Genomic DNA, 15,682 nt, shown 5'->3' with positions numbered 1-15,682 from the left:
CGATCACGCCACACCATGCAGACTCTCGAACTCGACCCGACATTGACGCAGACCCTCGACAACGCACGCCAGGCCGGCCTGACCCTGGTCATCGGCAACAAGAATTATTCTTCGTGGTCGATGCGGCCGTGGGTGGCGCTCACCGCCGCCGGCATCCCGTTCACGGAAGTGCGCGTCCTGCTCGACACGCCGGACACGTCCGCGAACATCGCACGCTATTCGGCCGCCGGCCGCGTGCCCGTGCTGCTGGCCGGTGAGATGACGATCTGGGACAGCCTGGCGATCTGCGAATACGTGGCCGAGCAGTTCCCGGAAAAGCATCTGTGGCCGCAGGACGTGGCGGCCCGCGCCATGGCCCGTTCCGTCGCCGCCGAGATGCATTCCGGCTTTGCCGACCTGCGCACCGCGATGACGATGAACATCAAGGCCCGGCTGCCGGGCCGCGGCCGCACGCCGGGCGCACAGGCCGACATCGGCCGCATCTGCGAGATCTGGGAAGAATGCCTGTCCCGCTTCGGCCACCATCAATTCCTGTTCGGCGACTTTTCCATCGCCGACGCCTTCTTCGCGCCGGTCGTGTGCCGTTTCCGGACGTATGGCGTGGCGCTGGCGCCCGCGCTGCAAGCCTATTGCGAACGCGTGCTCGCGCATCCGGCCGTCGCGCGCTGGATCGAGGAGGCGATGGCCGAAACGGAAATCGCCGGCGCCCACGAAGACGAATTGCCGGATTGACGATGCAGGCCTTCGTCGTCGGCGGCGCCGTCCGCGATGAGCTGCTGGGACTGCCCGTCCAGGACCACGACTGGGTCGTCGTCGGCGCCACGCCCGAGGACATGGTCGCGCAAGGCTTCCGGCCCGTCGGCAAGGATTTCCCCGTCTTCCTGCACCCGGACACGCACGAGGAATACGCGCTCGCGCGCACCGAGCGCAAGACGGCGCCCGGCTACCACGGCTTCGTCTTCCACACCGCCCCCGACGTCAAGCTGGAAGACGACCTGGTCCGGCGCGACCTGACCATCAACGCGATGGCCCGCGCCGAGGACGGCAGCATCGTCGATCCGTACGGCGGCCTGCAGGATTTGCGCGACCGCGTGTTCCGCCATGTGTCGCCCGCGTTCGCCGAGGACCCGGTGCGGATACTGCGCCTGGCCCGCTTCGCCGCGCGTTTTCCCGACTTCACGGTGGCCGACACGACGCTCGCGCTGATGCGCCGGATGGTCGAGGCGGGCGAGGTGGATGCCCTCGTGCCGGAGCGCGTGTGGCAGGAACTCGCGCGCGGGCTGATGGAGCAAAAGCCGTCGCGCATGCTGGCCGTGCTGCGCGACTGCGGCGCGCTGGCGCGCATCCTGCCGGAGCTGGACGCGTTGTGGGGCGTGCCGCAGCCGCCGTCCCATCACCCCGAAGTCGACACGGGCGTGCACACGATGCTCGTGATCGACGTCGCGGCCGAGCGGGGCCATGACCTGCCCGTGCGCTTCGCCGCGCTGATGCACGACGTGGGCAAAGGCGCGACGCCGCCCGAGGAATGGCCCAGGCACCATGGCCACGAAGGCGAGGGGCCGCGCCTGATCACGGAGCTGTCCAAGCGCCTGCGCGTGCCGACGGAGTGCCGCGACCTGGCCGTCATGACGGCGCGCGAGCACGGCAACGTCAGCCGCGCGCTCGAGCTGCGCGCGAACACCATCGTCACGTTGTTCGAACGCTGCGACGCCTTCCGCAAGCCGGACCGCTTCGCGCAGATGCTGCTGGCGTTCGAATGCGACGCGCGCGGACGCGGGGACGAGCGGCACGAGATGCGCAATCGCGACTACCCGCAGGCGCCGTACCTGCTGCGCGCGCTGGACGCGGCGCGCGCCGTGAACGCGGGCGAGGTGGCGGCGCGCCATGCGGACAATCCCAAAAAAATTCCGGAAGCCGTGCATGCCGCCCGCGTGTCGGCCGTCAAGGCCGCGTTGCGGCTGGCGGGCGACTGACCATCCGGGTGCCGCCGCTCAGGTGGCGCGCATGAATTCCGTCACCAGCGTCCCGATCGCGGCGGGCGCGTCTTCGATGCAGTAATGTCCGACGCCCGGCAGCGTGTGCACGTCCGCCCGCGCAAACAGGTCGCGGAACAGCGGCAGGAAATGCTGCGCATGCAGCGTGCGGTCGGCCTGTCCCCAGATCGCGAGGGCGGGCCTGGCGCGGATCGCTTCCCTGGCCGCCGCATCCGGCGTCTCGAACCGGTGCGCGCCGGTGGCGAATCCCTTGGCCCAGCCGATCGGGCCGGCGCAGTCGGCCGGCGTGGCGTAGCGGGACCCGTAGGCGCGCAGCCACGTGTCGTCGATCAGCGCGTGGTTCTCGAAACCGTTGAGCTTGAGCGTGCTGAGGATATTGAAGCCGAGTTCGCCGAGCACCGTCTCCAGCCGGTGTTCTTCGTTCGCTTTCAGGATCCACTGGAACCACGGGGATTCCCGCGCGTTCGCCGCCAGCCTGGCCGGCAGGCTGTCCTGGCCGAACGGCGTGGGGCCGTTGGCCGACACGATCCGCGCGATCCGCTCCGGATGCCGGGCCGCCAGCCCCATCCCCACGGGGCCGCCGAAATCGTGCATGAGCAGCGTGATGCCGCGCAGGTCCAGCGCCAGCACGAATCGCTCGAGATTGTCGACATGGTCTTGCAGCCAATAGGTACGTTCCCGCGGCGTGGCGCTCTTGCCGAACCCCATGTGGTCCGGCGCGATGACGCGGTAGGTGCCGGACAGGCTGGCGATCAGGTGGCGGAACAGATAGCTCCAGGTGGGCTCGCCGTGCAGGCACAGGATGATCTCCCCGTCGCGCGGCCCTTCGTCGACGTAGTGCATCCTGAAACCGGGCGCGTCGGTGAAATGGGGGCGGAAGGGGAACGTGCCGTCGAAAGTGTCGTCTGGTCGGATCATTGCGCTCTCACAGGTTGTCAGTATCGGTTCGTCAGTATGGTTTTAAAATGAAACCATTTGCTTTATACGTCATGTGGTTTTAAGATGCAACCTAAAATCAGCGAGGAGGGATGATGGTCAAGCGCACCAGCCACCAGGACGTGCCGTGCGGCGTGGCGCGGCCGCTGGACGCGATCGGCGACGGGTGGTCGCTGTTGATCGTGCGCGACTGCTTCGGCGGGCTGACGCGGTTCGGCGAATTCCAGCGCAGCCTCGGCCTCGCCAAGAACATCCTGGCGGCGCGGCTGCGCCATCTGGTCGACCACGGCATCCTCGAGGCCGTGCCGGCGGCCGACGGCGGCGCCCACCTGGAGTACCGGCTGACCGACAAGGGCAGGGCCTTGTTCCCGCTGCTCGTCGCGCTGCGTCAATGGGGCGAGGCGTATTGCTTCGCGCCGGGCGAGGCGCACGTCCGGCTGGTCGATCGCGCACGCGGGCAGCCGCTACGGCCCGTGGACGTGCATGCCCAGGACGGCCGCCCGCTGGGGCCGGAAGACACGGTGGTGGACCGGAGCGGCATCGACGGCCGCTGAGTCCGGCGCGCATCCGTTACAATAGGTGAGTTTTTTGCTGCGGCGCACAATCGACTCATCATGCAGGACCATCCCCTCCGCCACTGGCTGAACACCTTCTTCGGCAAGAAGGACGGCCGGACCGTGCTCGTCAAGGAGCTCGGCGAACGCGACCGGCGGCGCGTGCGGCGCCACTTCCTGGCCCTCGACCGGGACGACCGCCTGCTGCGCTTCGGCAGCGTATTGCCGGACGAGCAGGTCGAGGCGTACGTCGCGAAACTCGATTTTTCCAGGGACATCGTGTTCGGCGTCTACAGCCGCGTGTTCCAGCTGGTCGGCGTCGGCCACCTCGCGTTCACGTCGCGCGACGCGCATCCGGACAGCCTCCATTACACGGACAAGGAAAAGGTGGCCGAGTTCGGCGTCTCCGTGTCGAAATCGGCGCGGGGGCAGGGCATCGGCACCCGCCTGTTCGAGCGCGCGGCCATCCACTGCCGCAATTCCGACGTCGACACGTTGTACATGCAGTGCCTGTCGTCGAACCGCACGATGATGCACATCGCAAAGAAGGCCGGCATGGAGATCCGCCGCGACTACGGCGAGGCGGACGCCAACCTGCACCTGCCGCCACCCAGTCCGGGCAGCGTGCTGGCCGAGGCGCTGGAAGAGCAGATCGCCAAGATCGATTACACGGTCAAGGCGAATGCGCGCGCGGCCGTCAAATGGCTGACATTTCGGCGTTGATGTGTCCGCTCAATTGACGTGTTCCGGGACCTCGGGCGCATTCGGGAAATGCGCGATGAATGCGTCGCGCGCGGCGTGGCGGCAGATATCCTTGCGCCAGATCAGCATGGTGTCGACCCGCGCCAGCCGACGCGGCAGCGTATGGATGCGCACCGATGACAGCAAATTGCGCTTGATGAGCAGCGCGACCGGCATCAGCGACACCCCCATGCCCGCGCCGACGCATGCCAGGATCGTTTCGAAAGCGCCGAACTCGACGATTTTCGGTTGAATACCGCTTTCGGTAAACCACTGCTCCAGGCGATAGCGGTAAGCGCAGCCGGCCCGGAACGACAGGATCGTCGACGATGCGACATCGGCGGCCGTGGTCACTGGTCCGTGGCCCAATTCGGTTACCAGTACCAATTCTTCTTCGAAAATATTCTGCTGGTTTAAATCAGGACAATTGATCGGGCCGGCCACCACGCCGATATCGACCATGTGGTTGAGCACTTGCTCCAACATAAAATGGGTCGGTCCGGTTTGTATCTCTAAATTGACCTGCGGATATTGCTCGTGATACTTGGCCAGGATCGGGGGCAGGCGCAAGGCGGCGGCCGTTTCCATCGATCCGATCCGGAGCGGGCCGCTGGGGGCGCCTTTGCCGGTAACGGCCGCCTTCGCCTCTTCCGCCAGCTGCAGCAGGCGCTCCGCGTAATCGAGGAGACGTACGCCATCCTGTGTAATGATCAGACGATTGCCCACGCGGTGAAACAGCTTGACGTCGAGCTTTTTCTCGAATTGCGTCAAGCGGGTCGAAACGTTCGACTGGACGCAATGCAGGCGTTCCGCCGCACGCGCGACGCCGCCTTCATCCGCCACCGCCTTGAATATTCTGAGCATGTGCAAATCCACGCTTCATTGCCTCTCTAAAAGTGAACGTATCGTTCATAACTTGTCATTATTCTTGATGAAACCCCGGGTATAGAATATTCGAACCAATTCCGAGGGCGATCGGCGGGAGCGCGGAACAGACCCGGTGAAGAATAATCGAATCGGCTTGCCCAAGCGTGGATGGGCACGGCATTTTCTTATCGAATGCGTTGTCATTATAAATACGTTTCCCAGGCATGTTAAGGCGGGTTTTTGCTGTATTTCATATTTTTCGTACAGCAAAGCGCCCCCGCGGCAAATAGATCCTTTCCTCCGCCTTTCCGTTCTCCCCGCCTCCCTGCCTTGATTCGCGCAGATGCGATTCGTATTTTTTGGAGAATAAGATGTCATTTGCCGCGTTAGTATTTGTTTTGTTATGGAGTACCGGATTCATCGCAGGGAAAGGCGCTTTGCCCTATGCCGAGCCCTTCGTGCTGATCGCGATCCGGATGGCGATCGCCGCGGTCGTCGTGGCTTGCCTGATACCCGTCTTCCGCCAGCGCATGCCCAGGACGGCCAGCGAATACGCGCACATTTGCGTCAGCGGCCTGCTGATGCACGTGTGTTTCCAGGGCGGGATCTTCTACGCCATCCACAACGGCCTGCCGGCCGGCTTGACGGCGCTCGTGATCGGCCTGCAGCCTGTCTTGACCGCGGTCATCTCCGTCGCGACGGGCCGTGAGTCGTTGTCGGCGCGCCAATGGCTGGGCATGGCACTCGGCCTGGCGGGCACGGTGGCGGTGCTGTCCAACGGCCTGAACCTGATCGCCGGCGTGCAGTCGGTGGAACGCCAGGTGATGCCGGCCGTGATCGGCTTGCTGGGACTGACGCTCGGCACGCTTTATCAAAAGCGCTACAGCGCCCAGGCCGCGATCCTGCCATCGGCACTGATCCAGTACCTGACGTGCTTCGCGGTGACCGGCACCGCGGCCCTGATGACGGAAAAACTCACCGTGCAATGGAGCATGGGTTTCATTGCCAGCCTGGCCTGGCTGGCCGTCGTGCTGTCGGTGGGCGCGGTGGCCTTGCTGTTCCTGCTGATCCGCGGCCAGTCGGCCACGCTGGTCGCGTCCTACTTTTATCTGGTGCCGGTGTTCACGATGTTGTTCGGCTTCCTGCTGTTCCACGAGGTGCGCGGCGCGGCATCGATCGCGGGGGGCAGCCTGTCGATCCTGGGTATTTTCCTGGTGACCCGCGGCAAACGCGCCGCGCCGGCCGCCAACCCGGCGCCGGGCCTGCCGCTGACGTCCTTGTCGGACGCGGGCTAGGCCGACTCGCGCGGCACCAGGCCGCCCGTAAAACGCTTGCGGTAGGGCGTTACGGCGGTGCCGTCGAGCTGCGCCTGCAGGCATGCCATCGCCGCCACGCCGATGGCGGCGACGTCCTGCCGGAACGTCGTCAGCGGCGGATACAGGTAGGCGGAAATGGGCAGGTCGTCGTGGCCCACGATGGCCAGGTCCTTGCCCGGTTCCAGCCCGAAGCGGCGGCACGCGGACATCGCGCCGATCGCGAGCCTGTCCGTGCCGCAGGCCAGCGCCGTGACGCCGGCGCGCTTCCAGGCGCCGCTCGCCAGCCAGTCGAGCACGTGGCGGAAGGCGTACGCTTCGAAATCCCACGACGGTTGCGTGCTGCCGGGCACGACGTGCGGTGCCATGCCCGCTTCCTCCATCGCCTCCAGGTAGCCGGCCAGCCGCTCTTCCGGCGACGGATGCGCGACGGGCGGCGCCCCCAGATACGCCGGACGGTGGCCGCGGCCGAGCAGGTAGCGGGTCAGCATCGCCATGCTTTGCCGGTTGTCGTTCATGACGTAGTTGCAGTCTTCGTGCACATAGCTGTCCATGTAGACGATGCGCATTTCCTGCTCCAGCCGCAGCAACAGGTCGAGGTTCGCCTTCGACGCGACCGCGGTCAGGATCACGCCCGCCACCTTCATCGACCGCATTGTCATCAGCGCCGCCGCTTCCTCGGCCGGGTCGTTGTACGAGCACTGGATGATCACGTCCATGCCCAGCGCCTTGGCCTTGGCTTCGATCGCGCGCAGGGCTTCGGCGAAGAAGGGTTCGTTCACGACCGGCAGGATGACGCCGACCATGCGCGAGCGTCCGCGCACGAGGCTCACGGCGTGCGGGTCGGGCACGTATTCGAGTTCGCGGCATGCCTGTTCGATGCGGGCCCGGGTGTCCGCCTTCAATCCCTCGCGGTCATTGAAATACTTCGACACCGTCGCGCGCGACACGCCGGCCCGCGCGGCGACGTCGTGCATGGTGACCGGGCCACGAGAGGCGGGGCCACGAGAGGCGTTGGCATTCGGCGCAGTTTTCATCAGTTTGTTGACTCGTGTAAAGTTGGCTTGCCACCGGCAGGCGCGTCACCATCATAGCAAAAATACTTGCGTGCAATCAGGGCATCGATACGCCAAGTGCAGGCGCGGCTCCGGCACCATGCACAGTCGGCTGTTGTGGTCTATCAACTATTAAAAAATCTTTAAAAAAATCTGTTGACGACAAAAAGTCGACACGTGTAAAGTTGTTTCATCACGCAGCATTCAATACACAAAACAGCTCGGAGACATCGCCATGAACAGACCAGCCGTGTTCGCCTGCATCGGCGCGCTCGCCTTTGCCCTGGGTGGCCAGGCCGAGGCCGCGCGGCCTTTGAAATCCGTCGGCGTGGCCGTCAGCGACCTCGCCAATCCGTATTTCGTCGCCATCGGCAAGGGTGCCGGCGACGCGGCCAGGAAGATCGGCGGGGACAAGGTCCGGGTCACGACCGTCTCCAGCAAATACGACCTGAATATCCAGGTCGGCCAGATCGAAAACTTCATCGCCAACAAGGTCGACATCCTCATCGTCAACGCGTCCGACCCGAAAGGCATCGCGCCCGTGCTGCAAAAAGCGCGCAATGCCGGCATCGTCGTGATGGCCGTCGACGTCGGCGCCGACAACGCGGATGCGACGGTCATGTCCGACAACACGATGGCCGGCACGGAATCCTGCAAGCGCATCGTCGAACGCCTGCACGGCAAGGGCAACGTCGTGATCGTCAACGGTCCGCCCGTCACCGCCGTGACGGCGCGCGTGGCCGGCTGCAAGCGGGCGTTCGCCGGCACGGGCATCCGCGTCGTGTCCGACAACCAGGACGCGAAGGGCAGCCTCGATGGCGGCATGGAAGTCATGACGAACCTCTTGATCGCGCACCGCCGCATCGACGCCGTGTTCGCGATCAACGACCCGTCGGCCATCGGCGCCGAACTCGCGGTCAAGCAGGCCGGGCGCGCGGACGTGCAGATGGTGGCGTCCGTCGACGGCGCGCCGGACGCGGAGGCGGCGCTCAAATCGAAGAACAGCATCTTCGCCGTCACCGCCGCCCAGGACCCCTACAAGATGGCCGCGATGGCCGTCGACATCGGCTACGGGATCATGAACGGCAAGCGGCCGGCCAATCCGGTCGTGCTGATCCCCACCCCAGCGATCACCAAGCAGAACGTACTGGCCTACAAAGGCTGGGCCAGCCACTAAAAGGCTGCCGGCCGCGTCGGCCGGCGCAAATTCCCTCGATGGAGGAGACATGGCAACAATCGATCCACCCGCCGTGCTGGAGGTCGCCGGCATCCGCAAGCGGTTCGGGGCCGTCACGGTGCTCGACGGCGTCCAGCTGACCGTCCGCGCCGGCGAAATCCACGCGCTGATGGGCGAAAACGGCGCCGGCAAGAGCACGCTGATGAAAATCCTGGCCGGCGTGTACCGGCCGGACGCCGGCACGATCCGCGTGGGCGGCCAGCCTGTGCGCATCACTTGTCCGGCCGACGCCCGCGCCTGCGGCATCAACCTGATCTACCAGGAGCTGTCCGTCGCGGCCAATCTCACGGTCGCGCAGAACATCTTCATGGGCGCGGAGCCGCGCGGGCGCTTCGGCGTCGTCGACACGGCGCAGATGAACCGGCGCGCGGCGGAGGTCCTGAAAAGCCTCGGCGCGACCTTTTCGCCCACGCGCATCGCGAGCGGCCTGTCGATCGCCGACCAGCAGCAGGTGGAAATCGCCCGCGCCCTCGTGCACGACAGCCGCGTGCTGATCATGGACGAGCCGACGGCCGCGCTGTCCGAACGCGAGACGGAACGCCTGTTCGACGTGATGCGGACCTTGCGCGAGCGCGGCATCGCGATCATCTATATCAGCCACCGCATGGCCGAGGTGCGCATGCTGGCCGACCGCGTGACCGTCCTGCGCGACGGCACGTGGATCGGCGAACTCACGCGCGCCGAAGCGACACCGGACACGGTGGTGCGGATGATGGTCGGCCGTGAACTCGGCGGTTTCTACGAACATGCCGGGCGGCGCGTGCCGGGCCCCGCGCGCCTGAAGCTGACCGACGTGCGCGGCGCGAAGGTGCATCCGGTATCGCTGGACGTGCGCGCGGGCGAGATCGTCGGCCTCGCGGGGCTCGTCGGCGCGGGCCGCACGGAACTGGCGCGGTTGATCTTCGGCGCCGATCGCATGACGGGCGGCACGATCGCCGTCGACGGGCGCACGGTGGCGATCCGCACGCCGGCCGATGCGATCCGCCTCGGCATCGCCTACGTGCCGGAAGACCGCAAGGGGCAGGGCCTGTTCCTGCAGCAGTCGCTGCTCGCCAACGTGACGATGAACGTCCTCGGCAAGCACGCGCGCTGCGGGGTGCTCAACCGCGGCGAACTGCTGCGGGTGACGCGCGACGCGATCGCGAAACTGTCCGCGCGCGGCGCGGGGCCGGACGGCATCATCGGCGGCCTGTCGGGCGGCAACCAGCAAAAGCTCCTGCTGGCGCGCTGGCTGGAAATCGGCCCGCGCGTGCTGATCCTCGACGAGCCGACGCGCGGCGTGGACATCGGCGCCAAGCACGAGATCTACCGGATCATCCACGAGCTCGCGGACGCCGGCGTCGCCGTGCTGTGCATCTCGAGCGAGCTGGCGGAAATCATCGGCGTGTGCGACCGCGTGCTCGTCATGCGCGAAGGCTGGCTCGCCGGGGAACTGCAGGGCGAGCGCATCACCCAGGAAAACATCATGGCACTGGCCACGCAGGCCCAGGCCGCATAGGAGATACCATCATGCAGACCATCAAATCATCATTTCCCGCCGCGCCGGGCGCCGGCGCGCACGGCGGCGTCAAGCAGGCGTTCTCGCGCATGTTCGCGACCATGGGCATGCTGCCCGTGCTCGTCGCGCTGTACATCGTGTTCTACTTCCTGACCGGGTATTTCGCCGAAGACGGCGTGTCGAACTTCGCGACGGTGGCCAACACGATGAACGTGCTGCGCCAGAGTTCCATCAACCTCGTGCTGGCGACCGGCATGACGTTCGTGATCCTCACGGGCGGCATCGATCTGTCGGTCGGCTCGGTGCTGGCGGTGTCCGCGGTGCTGGGCATGATCGCGTCGCTGCCCGGTCACGCGCCGGCGCTGTCGCTGCCGATCTTTTTGCTCGCGGGCCTGGGCATGGGCCTCTTGAACGGCTTGCTGGTGGCCGTCTTCAAGATCAACCCGTTCGTCGTCACGCTCGGCACGATGACGGCGCTGCGCGGCGTCGCGTACCTGCTGGCCGACGGCACCACGATCCTGAACCGCGAGATCCCGACCTTCGAATGGATCGGCAACGATTCGTTCGCCGGCCTGCCGTGGCTCGTGTGGGTGGCCGCGGCGCTCGTGCTGGCGGCGTGGTTCATCCTGCGCCGCACGGTGCTGGGCATGCACGTGTACGCGGTGGGCGGCAATCCGCAGGCGGCGCGGCTCACGGGCATCAAGGTCGGCCTCGTCCTCGTGTTCGTCTACGCGTTCTCCGGCCTGTGCGCCGGCACGGCGGGCGCGATGTCCGCGAGCCGCCTGTACGGCGCGAACGGCAACTGGGGCTCGGGCTACGAGCTCGATGCGATCGCCGCGGTGGTCCTCGGCGGCACGAGCCTGATGGGCGGCGTGGGCACGGTGTGGGGCACCGTCACGGGCGCGCTGATCATCGGCCTGCTGAACAACGGCCTCACGATCCTCGGCCTGTCGTCGTTCTGGCAGTACGTGGCCAAGGGCACCGTCATCGTGCTCGCGGTGATGCTCGATAAATGGCGTTATCAACAACAGGCGAACTGACATGCAAGCACAACGACTTCCCCGCTACGTGGTCTTCGGCGAAGCGCTGACCGACATGATCCGCCAGGACGACGGTACCTGGCGCTCGCTGCCCGGCGGCTCCTGCTGGAACGTGGCGCGCGTCGGTGCCCGGCTCGGCGTGCACACGGGTTATGCGGGCGCCGTCAGCATCGACGCCTTCGGCGACGAGATCGCCGCGGCGAGCGCGCAGGCGGGCCTGGACGAGCGCTTCCTGCAGCGCGTGGACGCGCCGCCGTTCATCGCGATGGTGACGTCGCGCCATCCGCCCCGTTACGTCTTCCTGGGCGAGAACAGCGCGGACCTGCACTTCCGCCCGGAGTTGCTGCCCGACGGCTGGCTGGAGGCGGCCGACGTGATCCACGTGGGCAGTCTCGCCCTGGCGCGCGGCCCGCTGGCGCGGCGGCTCGTCGAGCAGGCCCTGATGGCGCGCCAGGCCGGCAAGCGCATCGCCTTCGATCCGAACTTCCGCACCGCGATGCGCGACGCCGCGTACCGGCCCACGTTCGAGCTGGTCGCGGGCCTCGCCAGCCACATCAAGGTGTCCGACGAAGACCTGGAAGGCCTGTTCCTGGGCCTCGCGCCGCATGACGCGCTGGCCGCGCTGCGCGCGCTGGCGCCCGACGCCGAGATCTTGTTTACGCGCGGCGCCGACGGCCTGGCGCTGATCCAGGGCAGCCACGTGCTCGACGCGCCGGCGTGCCGCGTGGACGTCGTCGACACCGTCGGCTGCGGCGACGCATCGATGGCCGCGTGGATCACCGGTCTGCTGCTCCATCCGGAGATGGCGCCGGCGCGCCGGCTCGCGCGCATCGCGGCGGTGGCCGCCACGGCCGCGATGCACGCGGGGCCGTATGCGCCCACGGCGCAAGAAGTCGACGCCTTGGGCGGATAACGCCAACACGTCGCATACGTCACGCGTGGGCGTTTGATGCCGGGGGCATCAAACGCGGGTGCCCACCCTACGAGTAACAGATCCCGTTCCATCGACCTGCCGCGGCATCGCGCCGCGGCCGGACGGGATCCGCTTTGCCCAAAAAAAGAAAAAGGAGATTACACATGCGCATGCACATCGTTGCACCGGCGCCGGCGCTGCTCGCGCTCGCGTTCTGCTTTCCCGCGTCCGCCCTGGACGTCCAGAATTATGTGCGCGCCAACGCGGCCGCCAACAGCGCGGGCGGCGGCCAGACCTGCTTCGCCCTGGCCGGCGCGGGCGCGAAGTACCGGCTCGGTAACGAGTGCGGCGTCTACGGCGAGATGCTGCTGGGCCAGCACCTGGTGCGGGGCGACGCCGGCGAGGACGTGAAGGCCTATGCGATGCTCAACCTGGGCAACGAGGCCGCGTCCAACAACGCGAAACGGCCGGAGGGCGGCTGGAAGATCGGGCTGCCGCAGGCCTACTTCGCCATCGAACACGTGAGCGGCCTGGGCGACGCCGCAGTGTGGCTCGGGCGCCGCTACTACAAGCGCGAAGGGGTGAACGCGGACGACTTCCTGTACTGGAATCCGTCCGGGATGGGCGTGGGCATCGAGAACGTGCCGGTGGGTCCGATGAAATTCAGCTACGCCTACCTGCATGACGACCAGCAGACGATGCCGATCATGCGCGTCGGCGACACCGCGAACCGCCACGACTTTCAATTGCGCGGCGTGCCCGTGAACCCGGGCGGCACGCTGGAACTGGGCCTGGCGCTGATCCGCAGCGACGGCGAGCGTGGCCACCACGGCGGTTCGATGGCGACCGTGCAGCACCGCCAGCGCATCCTGGCCGGCGCCGGCGAGAATCGCCTCGCGGTGCAGTGGGGGACGGGCGCGGGGACGGACAACGGGGCGACGGGCGACATCACGAACGGCCGCGATGTGCACCGGCTGCGCGTCGTCGAGAGCTGGTTCGCGCAGGTCACGCGGCGCTTCGGCGGGGAGCTCGTCGGCGTCTGGCAGCGGGATACCGCGCACGACGCTGCGAAAGTGAAGACGTGGGCGTCGGCCGGCGGCAGGCTGTCGTATGCGCTGGCCGACCACGTGAAGCTGCTGGCCGACGTGGGCCACGACCGCGTCGCGCCGCAGAACGGCGACGTGCGCCGGCTGACCAAGTTCACGGCCGCCGTCGCGCTGACGACCGCGCCCGGCTATTTCGACCGTCCCGAGTTGCGCCTGTTCTTCACGCACGCGCACTGGAACGAGGCGGCCCGCGCGGCCGCGCGCGCGAACGATCCGTTGGCCGCGAACGGCGTCTTCGGCACGGCGTTGTCCGGCTACACGGTCGGCCTCACGTTCGAAAACTGCTGGTGAGTCAGGCGTGCATCCCCGCCAGCAGCGTATCGATGGCCGCCAGCGTGGGCGGCGTGGCGCCGGCCGCGAGGCAGGCCGCGGCGCCCGCCGCGACGGCGAAGCGCAGGTGGGTGCGGCCGTCGCGCTCGGGCGCATGCAGCATGCTCCAGGCCAGCGCGGCGATGCTGGCGTCGCCGGCGCCGACCGTGTCCACGGGCGTGATGCGCGGCGCCGCCTGTTGCCAGGATCCGTCCGGCGTATGCAGCGAGGCGCCGGCCGCGCCCTTCGTGTACAGGTAGCTGGCATCCGGGTTCCAGCCGCGCAAGGTGGCAAAGGCCGCGTCGGCGTCGTGTGTGCGCAGCAGGCCGACGAGGTCTTCCTCCGACACCTTCACGACGTCGGCCAGCGCCGTCATGCGCTTGAGGGTCGGGTCGTAGTCCTCGTCCATCAGCGCGCGGAAGTTCGGGTCGTAGCTGATGCGCACGCCCTGCGCCTTCAGCGTTTCGGCCAGCAGCACGAGCTTGCCCGCGAGCGGCTGGCGCGCGAGGCTGATGCCGCCGAAGTGCGCCCAGCGGCAGCCGGCCGTCCAGCCTTGCGGCAGCTGCGCCGCGTCGAAGTGCAGGTCGGCGCTGTCGTCGCCGACGAAGAAATAGCTGGGCGGGTCGAGCCGGTGCACGATCGCGAGCAGCGGCGATTTGTCCAGGCGCTGCAGGAAGCGCTCGTCCAGGCCCGCGTCGAGCGTGGCGCGCCACAGCTGGTCGCCGAACACGTCGCGGCTGACGGCGCCGGCGAAGGCGCTGGGCGCGCCCAGCTTCGCCATCGCGCGCGCCACGTTCCACGTCGAGCCGCCCGTCACGCTGTGCCAGCGCGTGGCGCCAGCGTCGTCGACGATCATGTCGGTCAGGGCTTCACCGGCCGCGACGAATACGGGAAAGTCCGCCATGTCAATCCTTGGTCAGAACGGTCAGCACCTCGTAGCAGGCGCCCATCGTGTGGTAGTCGACCTTGCCGGCCGGGCTTTTTTCGTCGGTGAGCTTCTCGTTGGCCGGACCGAGGATGCGATACCAGGCGCCGTGCTCGTGGTCGACGAAATGCTCCCAGCTGTAGGCCCAGATGCGGTCGTACCAGGTCCAGTAGGCGGCGTCGCCGGTGCGCGCGCCGAGGAGGGCGGCGGCGGCCAGGCTCTCGGCCTGCACCCAGAAGTATTTGTCGGCGTCGCAGATCTCGTCCTCCGGACCGAAGCCGTAGTGGATGCCGCCGTGTTGCGCGTCCCACGCCTTGGCCAGCGCGGCGTCGAACAACTGGCGCGCGCGCGGCAGCAGCCAGTCGGACGGGCCGGCCATCTTGTCCTTGTGGCGTTCCATGATCAGCAGGAGCTTGGCCCATTCCGTCAGGTGGCCGGGCTGGTAGCCCCACGGGCGGAAGATGTTGGTCTTGTCGTCGCGGTTGTAGTCCGGGTCGACGGTCCAGTCGCTGCGGTAGTGTTCCCAGATCAGGTTACCGTACAGTGCGGCCTGGCGCACGGTGATGTTGTGGGCGAGCGTCTCGGCGCGCCACAGGAATTTGGTGTCGCCCGTCGCGTCGAACGCGGCCAGCATCGCTTCGCACGCGTGCATATTGGCGTTCTGCCCGCGGTACGGGTACAGCGTGGACCAGTCGCCGCTCGCCTCGTCGGCATACAGGCCGTGCGCCGGTTCCCAGAAGCGGCGCTCCATCAGGTCGTACGTTTCGTCCAGCCACGCGCGCGCTTCGCCGACGCCGGCCATGAGCCCGTGGGCATAGGCCAGCAGCACGAAGGCGAGGCCGTAGCAGTGGTTGGTGTCGTCGGTGACGCGTTTTTGTCCGTCGTTCCAGTCCAGCGTCCAGGCATAGCCGCCCGTCTCCGGATTGCGGTGCGCGTCGCGCAAGAAGCGCAGGCCGTGCAGCACGCGGTCGCGGTCGGCCGGTTCCTGGAACTGGCGCCACGCCGTCGAAAAATTGAAGACGAAGCGGGTGCTGCTCACGAGGTGGCGCGTGCGCGCGTCGTAGACCGTGCCGTTGTCCTTGTAGAAATGATAGAAGCCGCCGCTCGGGTCGACGCAGCGGGGATCGTAGAACTGGCGGGTGTGGCGGATGTGCTGCAGCAGCGTCGCGCGGGAATGGAAGTCGGGAAGCATGG

The 15,682-nt window shown here is 67.3% G+C and carries 15 protein-coding genes; 10 read left to right on the top strand and 5 right to left on the bottom strand.

The annotated features are described in order from the left end of the window. Positions 1-15: 15 nt before the first annotated feature. Together ISF28_RS15425 and ISF28_RS15420 are read left to right on the top strand one after the other, a co-directional pair. Entirely contained in the window at positions 16-732 is a 717-nt protein-coding gene (locus tag ISF28_RS15425; RefSeq protein ID WP_198118050.1) for a glutathione S-transferase family protein, read from the top strand. 2 nt (positions 733-734) lie between these two features. Continuing rightward, on the top strand, positions 735-1,973 hold the full coding sequence (locus ISF28_RS15420) for a multifunctional CCA addition/repair protein (protein WP_198118049.1): 1,239 nt from the start codon (positions 735-737) through the stop codon (positions 1,971-1,973). A gap of 18 nt (positions 1,974-1,991) precedes the next feature. Here ISF28_RS15420 and ISF28_RS15415 read toward each other — a convergent pair whose 3' ends face one another. Beyond that, positions 1,992-2,912 carry an alpha/beta hydrolase gene (locus ISF28_RS15415; protein ID WP_198118048.1) on the bottom strand — a complete coding sequence of 307 codons (921 nt, stop codon included), beginning with the start codon at positions 2,910-2,912 and terminating at the stop codon, positions 1,992-1,994. 113 nt (positions 2,913-3,025) lie between these two features. Between ISF28_RS15415 and ISF28_RS15410 the strand changes: the two genes are divergently transcribed. After that, positions 3,026-3,484, top strand: a complete 459-nt coding sequence (locus ISF28_RS15410; protein WP_198118047.1) for a winged helix-turn-helix transcriptional regulator — start codon at positions 3,026-3,028, stop codon at positions 3,482-3,484. Between the two features lie 60 nt (positions 3,485-3,544). Continuing rightward, on the top strand, positions 3,545-4,207 hold the full coding sequence (locus ISF28_RS15405) for a GNAT family N-acetyltransferase (protein WP_198118046.1): 663 nt from the start codon (positions 3,545-3,547) through the stop codon (positions 4,205-4,207). Positions 4,208-4,216: 9 nt separating this feature from the next. On the opposite strand, the gene ISF28_RS15400 is transcribed toward ISF28_RS15405, so the two are convergent. Next, entirely contained in the window at positions 4,217-5,089 is an 873-nt protein-coding gene (locus ISF28_RS15400) for a LysR family transcriptional regulator (protein ID WP_229519107.1), read from the bottom strand. A gap of 374 nt (positions 5,090-5,463) precedes the next feature. On the opposite strand from ISF28_RS15400, the gene ISF28_RS15395 reads away from it, so the two are divergent. Next, on the top strand, positions 5,464-6,387 hold the full coding sequence (locus ISF28_RS15395; RefSeq protein ID WP_198118044.1) for a DMT family transporter: 924 nt from the start codon (positions 5,464-5,466) through the stop codon (positions 6,385-6,387). Here ISF28_RS15395 and ISF28_RS15390 read toward each other — a convergent pair. Then, on the bottom strand, positions 6,384-7,382 hold the full coding sequence (locus tag ISF28_RS15390; protein ID WP_198118043.1) for a LacI family DNA-binding transcriptional regulator: 999 nt from the start codon (positions 7,380-7,382) through the stop codon (positions 6,384-6,386). The two genes, ISF28_RS15395 and ISF28_RS15390, sit on opposite strands and share 4 nt — an antisense overlap. Positions 7,383-7,695: 313 nt before the next feature. Between ISF28_RS15390 and ISF28_RS15385 the strand changes: the two genes are divergently transcribed. The 5 genes from ISF28_RS15385 to ISF28_RS15365 all read left to right on the top strand — a co-directional run bounded on the left by ISF28_RS15385 (position 7,696) and on the right by ISF28_RS15365 (position 13,545). After that, positions 7,696-8,637 carry an ABC transporter substrate-binding protein gene (locus ISF28_RS15385; RefSeq protein WP_198118042.1) on the top strand — a complete coding sequence of 314 codons (942 nt, stop codon included), beginning with the start codon at positions 7,696-7,698 and terminating at the stop codon, positions 8,635-8,637. A gap of 49 nt (positions 8,638-8,686) precedes the next feature. Next, on the top strand, positions 8,687-10,195 hold the full coding sequence (locus tag ISF28_RS15380) for a sugar ABC transporter ATP-binding protein (protein ID WP_198118041.1): 1,509 nt from the start codon (positions 8,687-8,689) through the stop codon (positions 10,193-10,195). A gap of 8 nt (positions 10,196-10,203) precedes the next feature. Continuing rightward, entirely contained in the window at positions 10,204-11,235 is a 1,032-nt protein-coding gene (locus ISF28_RS15375; RefSeq protein WP_198118105.1) for an ABC transporter permease subunit, read from the top strand. Position 11,236: 1 nt separating this feature from the next. Then, positions 11,237-12,148, top strand: a complete 912-nt coding sequence (locus ISF28_RS15370; RefSeq protein WP_198118040.1) for a carbohydrate kinase family protein — start codon at positions 11,237-11,239, stop codon at positions 12,146-12,148. Between the two features lie 164 nt (positions 12,149-12,312). Further along, complete coding sequence (locus tag ISF28_RS15365) at positions 12,313-13,545, top strand: maltoporin (protein ID WP_198118039.1); 1,233 nt, start codon at positions 12,313-12,315, stop codon at positions 13,543-13,545. Position 13,546: 1 nt separating this feature from the next. Here ISF28_RS15365 and ISF28_RS15360 read toward each other — a convergent pair whose 3' ends face one another. Both ISF28_RS15360 and ISF28_RS15355 read right to left on the bottom strand, forming a co-directional pair. Further along, positions 13,547-14,467, bottom strand: coding sequence for a carbohydrate kinase family protein (locus ISF28_RS15360; RefSeq protein ID WP_198118038.1), 921 nt, complete (start codon positions 14,465-14,467; stop codon positions 13,547-13,549). A gap of 1 nt (position 14,468) precedes the next feature. Next, the gene (locus ISF28_RS15355; RefSeq protein ID WP_198118037.1) at positions 14,469-15,680 is read right to left on the bottom strand and encodes an AGE family epimerase/isomerase; all 1,212 of its coding nucleotides are present in this window, start codon (positions 15,678-15,680) and stop codon (positions 14,469-14,471) included. Positions 15,681-15,682 lie beyond the last annotated feature (2 nt).

This window comes from Massilia rhizosphaerae (assembly GCF_016093545.1).
Taxonomy (GTDB): domain Bacteria; phylum Pseudomonadota; class Gammaproteobacteria; order Burkholderiales; family Burkholderiaceae_D; genus Telluria; species Telluria rhizosphaerae.
The sequence above is the reverse complement of the archived record's forward strand: the minus strand, read 5'-3'. Positions and strand labels throughout refer to the sequence as shown.

Bases quoted from the DNA above. Each gene is read 5' to 3' on its own strand.
- ISF28_RS15425 (WP_198118050.1), top strand. From the start codon at position 16: ATGCAGACTCTCGAACTCGACCCGACATTGACGCAGACCCTCGACAAC.
- ISF28_RS15420 (WP_198118049.1), top strand. From the start codon at position 735: ATGCAGGCCTTCGTCGTCGGCGGCGCCGTCCGCGATGAGCTGCTGGGA.
- ISF28_RS15415 (WP_198118048.1), bottom strand. From the start codon at position 2,912: ATGATCCGACCAGACGACACTTTCGACGGCACGTTCCCCTTCCGCCCC.
- ISF28_RS15410 (WP_198118047.1), top strand. From the start codon at position 3,026: ATGGTCAAGCGCACCAGCCACCAGGACGTGCCGTGCGGCGTGGCGCGG.
- ISF28_RS15405 (WP_198118046.1), top strand. From the start codon at position 3,545: ATGCAGGACCATCCCCTCCGCCACTGGCTGAACACCTTCTTCGGCAAG.
- ISF28_RS15400 (WP_229519107.1), bottom strand. From the start codon at position 5,089: ATGCTCAGAATATTCAAGGCGGTGGCGGATGAAGGCGGCGTCGCGCGT.
- ISF28_RS15395 (WP_198118044.1), top strand. From the start codon at position 5,464: ATGTCATTTGCCGCGTTAGTATTTGTTTTGTTATGGAGTACCGGATTC.
- ISF28_RS15390 (WP_198118043.1), bottom strand. From the start codon at position 7,382: ATGCACGACGTCGCCGCGCGGGCCGGCGTGTCGCGCGCGACGGTGTCG.
- ISF28_RS15385 (WP_198118042.1), top strand. From the start codon at position 7,696: ATGAACAGACCAGCCGTGTTCGCCTGCATCGGCGCGCTCGCCTTTGCC.
- ISF28_RS15380 (WP_198118041.1), top strand. From the start codon at position 8,687: ATGGCAACAATCGATCCACCCGCCGTGCTGGAGGTCGCCGGCATCCGC.
- ISF28_RS15370 (WP_198118040.1), top strand. From the start codon at position 11,237: ATGCAAGCACAACGACTTCCCCGCTACGTGGTCTTCGGCGAAGCGCTG.
- ISF28_RS15365 (WP_198118039.1), top strand. From the start codon at position 12,313: ATGCGCATGCACATCGTTGCACCGGCGCCGGCGCTGCTCGCGCTCGCG.
- ISF28_RS15360 (WP_198118038.1), bottom strand. From the start codon at position 14,467: ATGGCGGACTTTCCCGTATTCGTCGCGGCCGGTGAAGCCCTGACCGAC.
- ISF28_RS15355 (WP_198118037.1), bottom strand. From the start codon at position 15,680: ATGCTTCCCGACTTCCATTCCCGCGCGACGCTGCTGCAGCACATCCGC.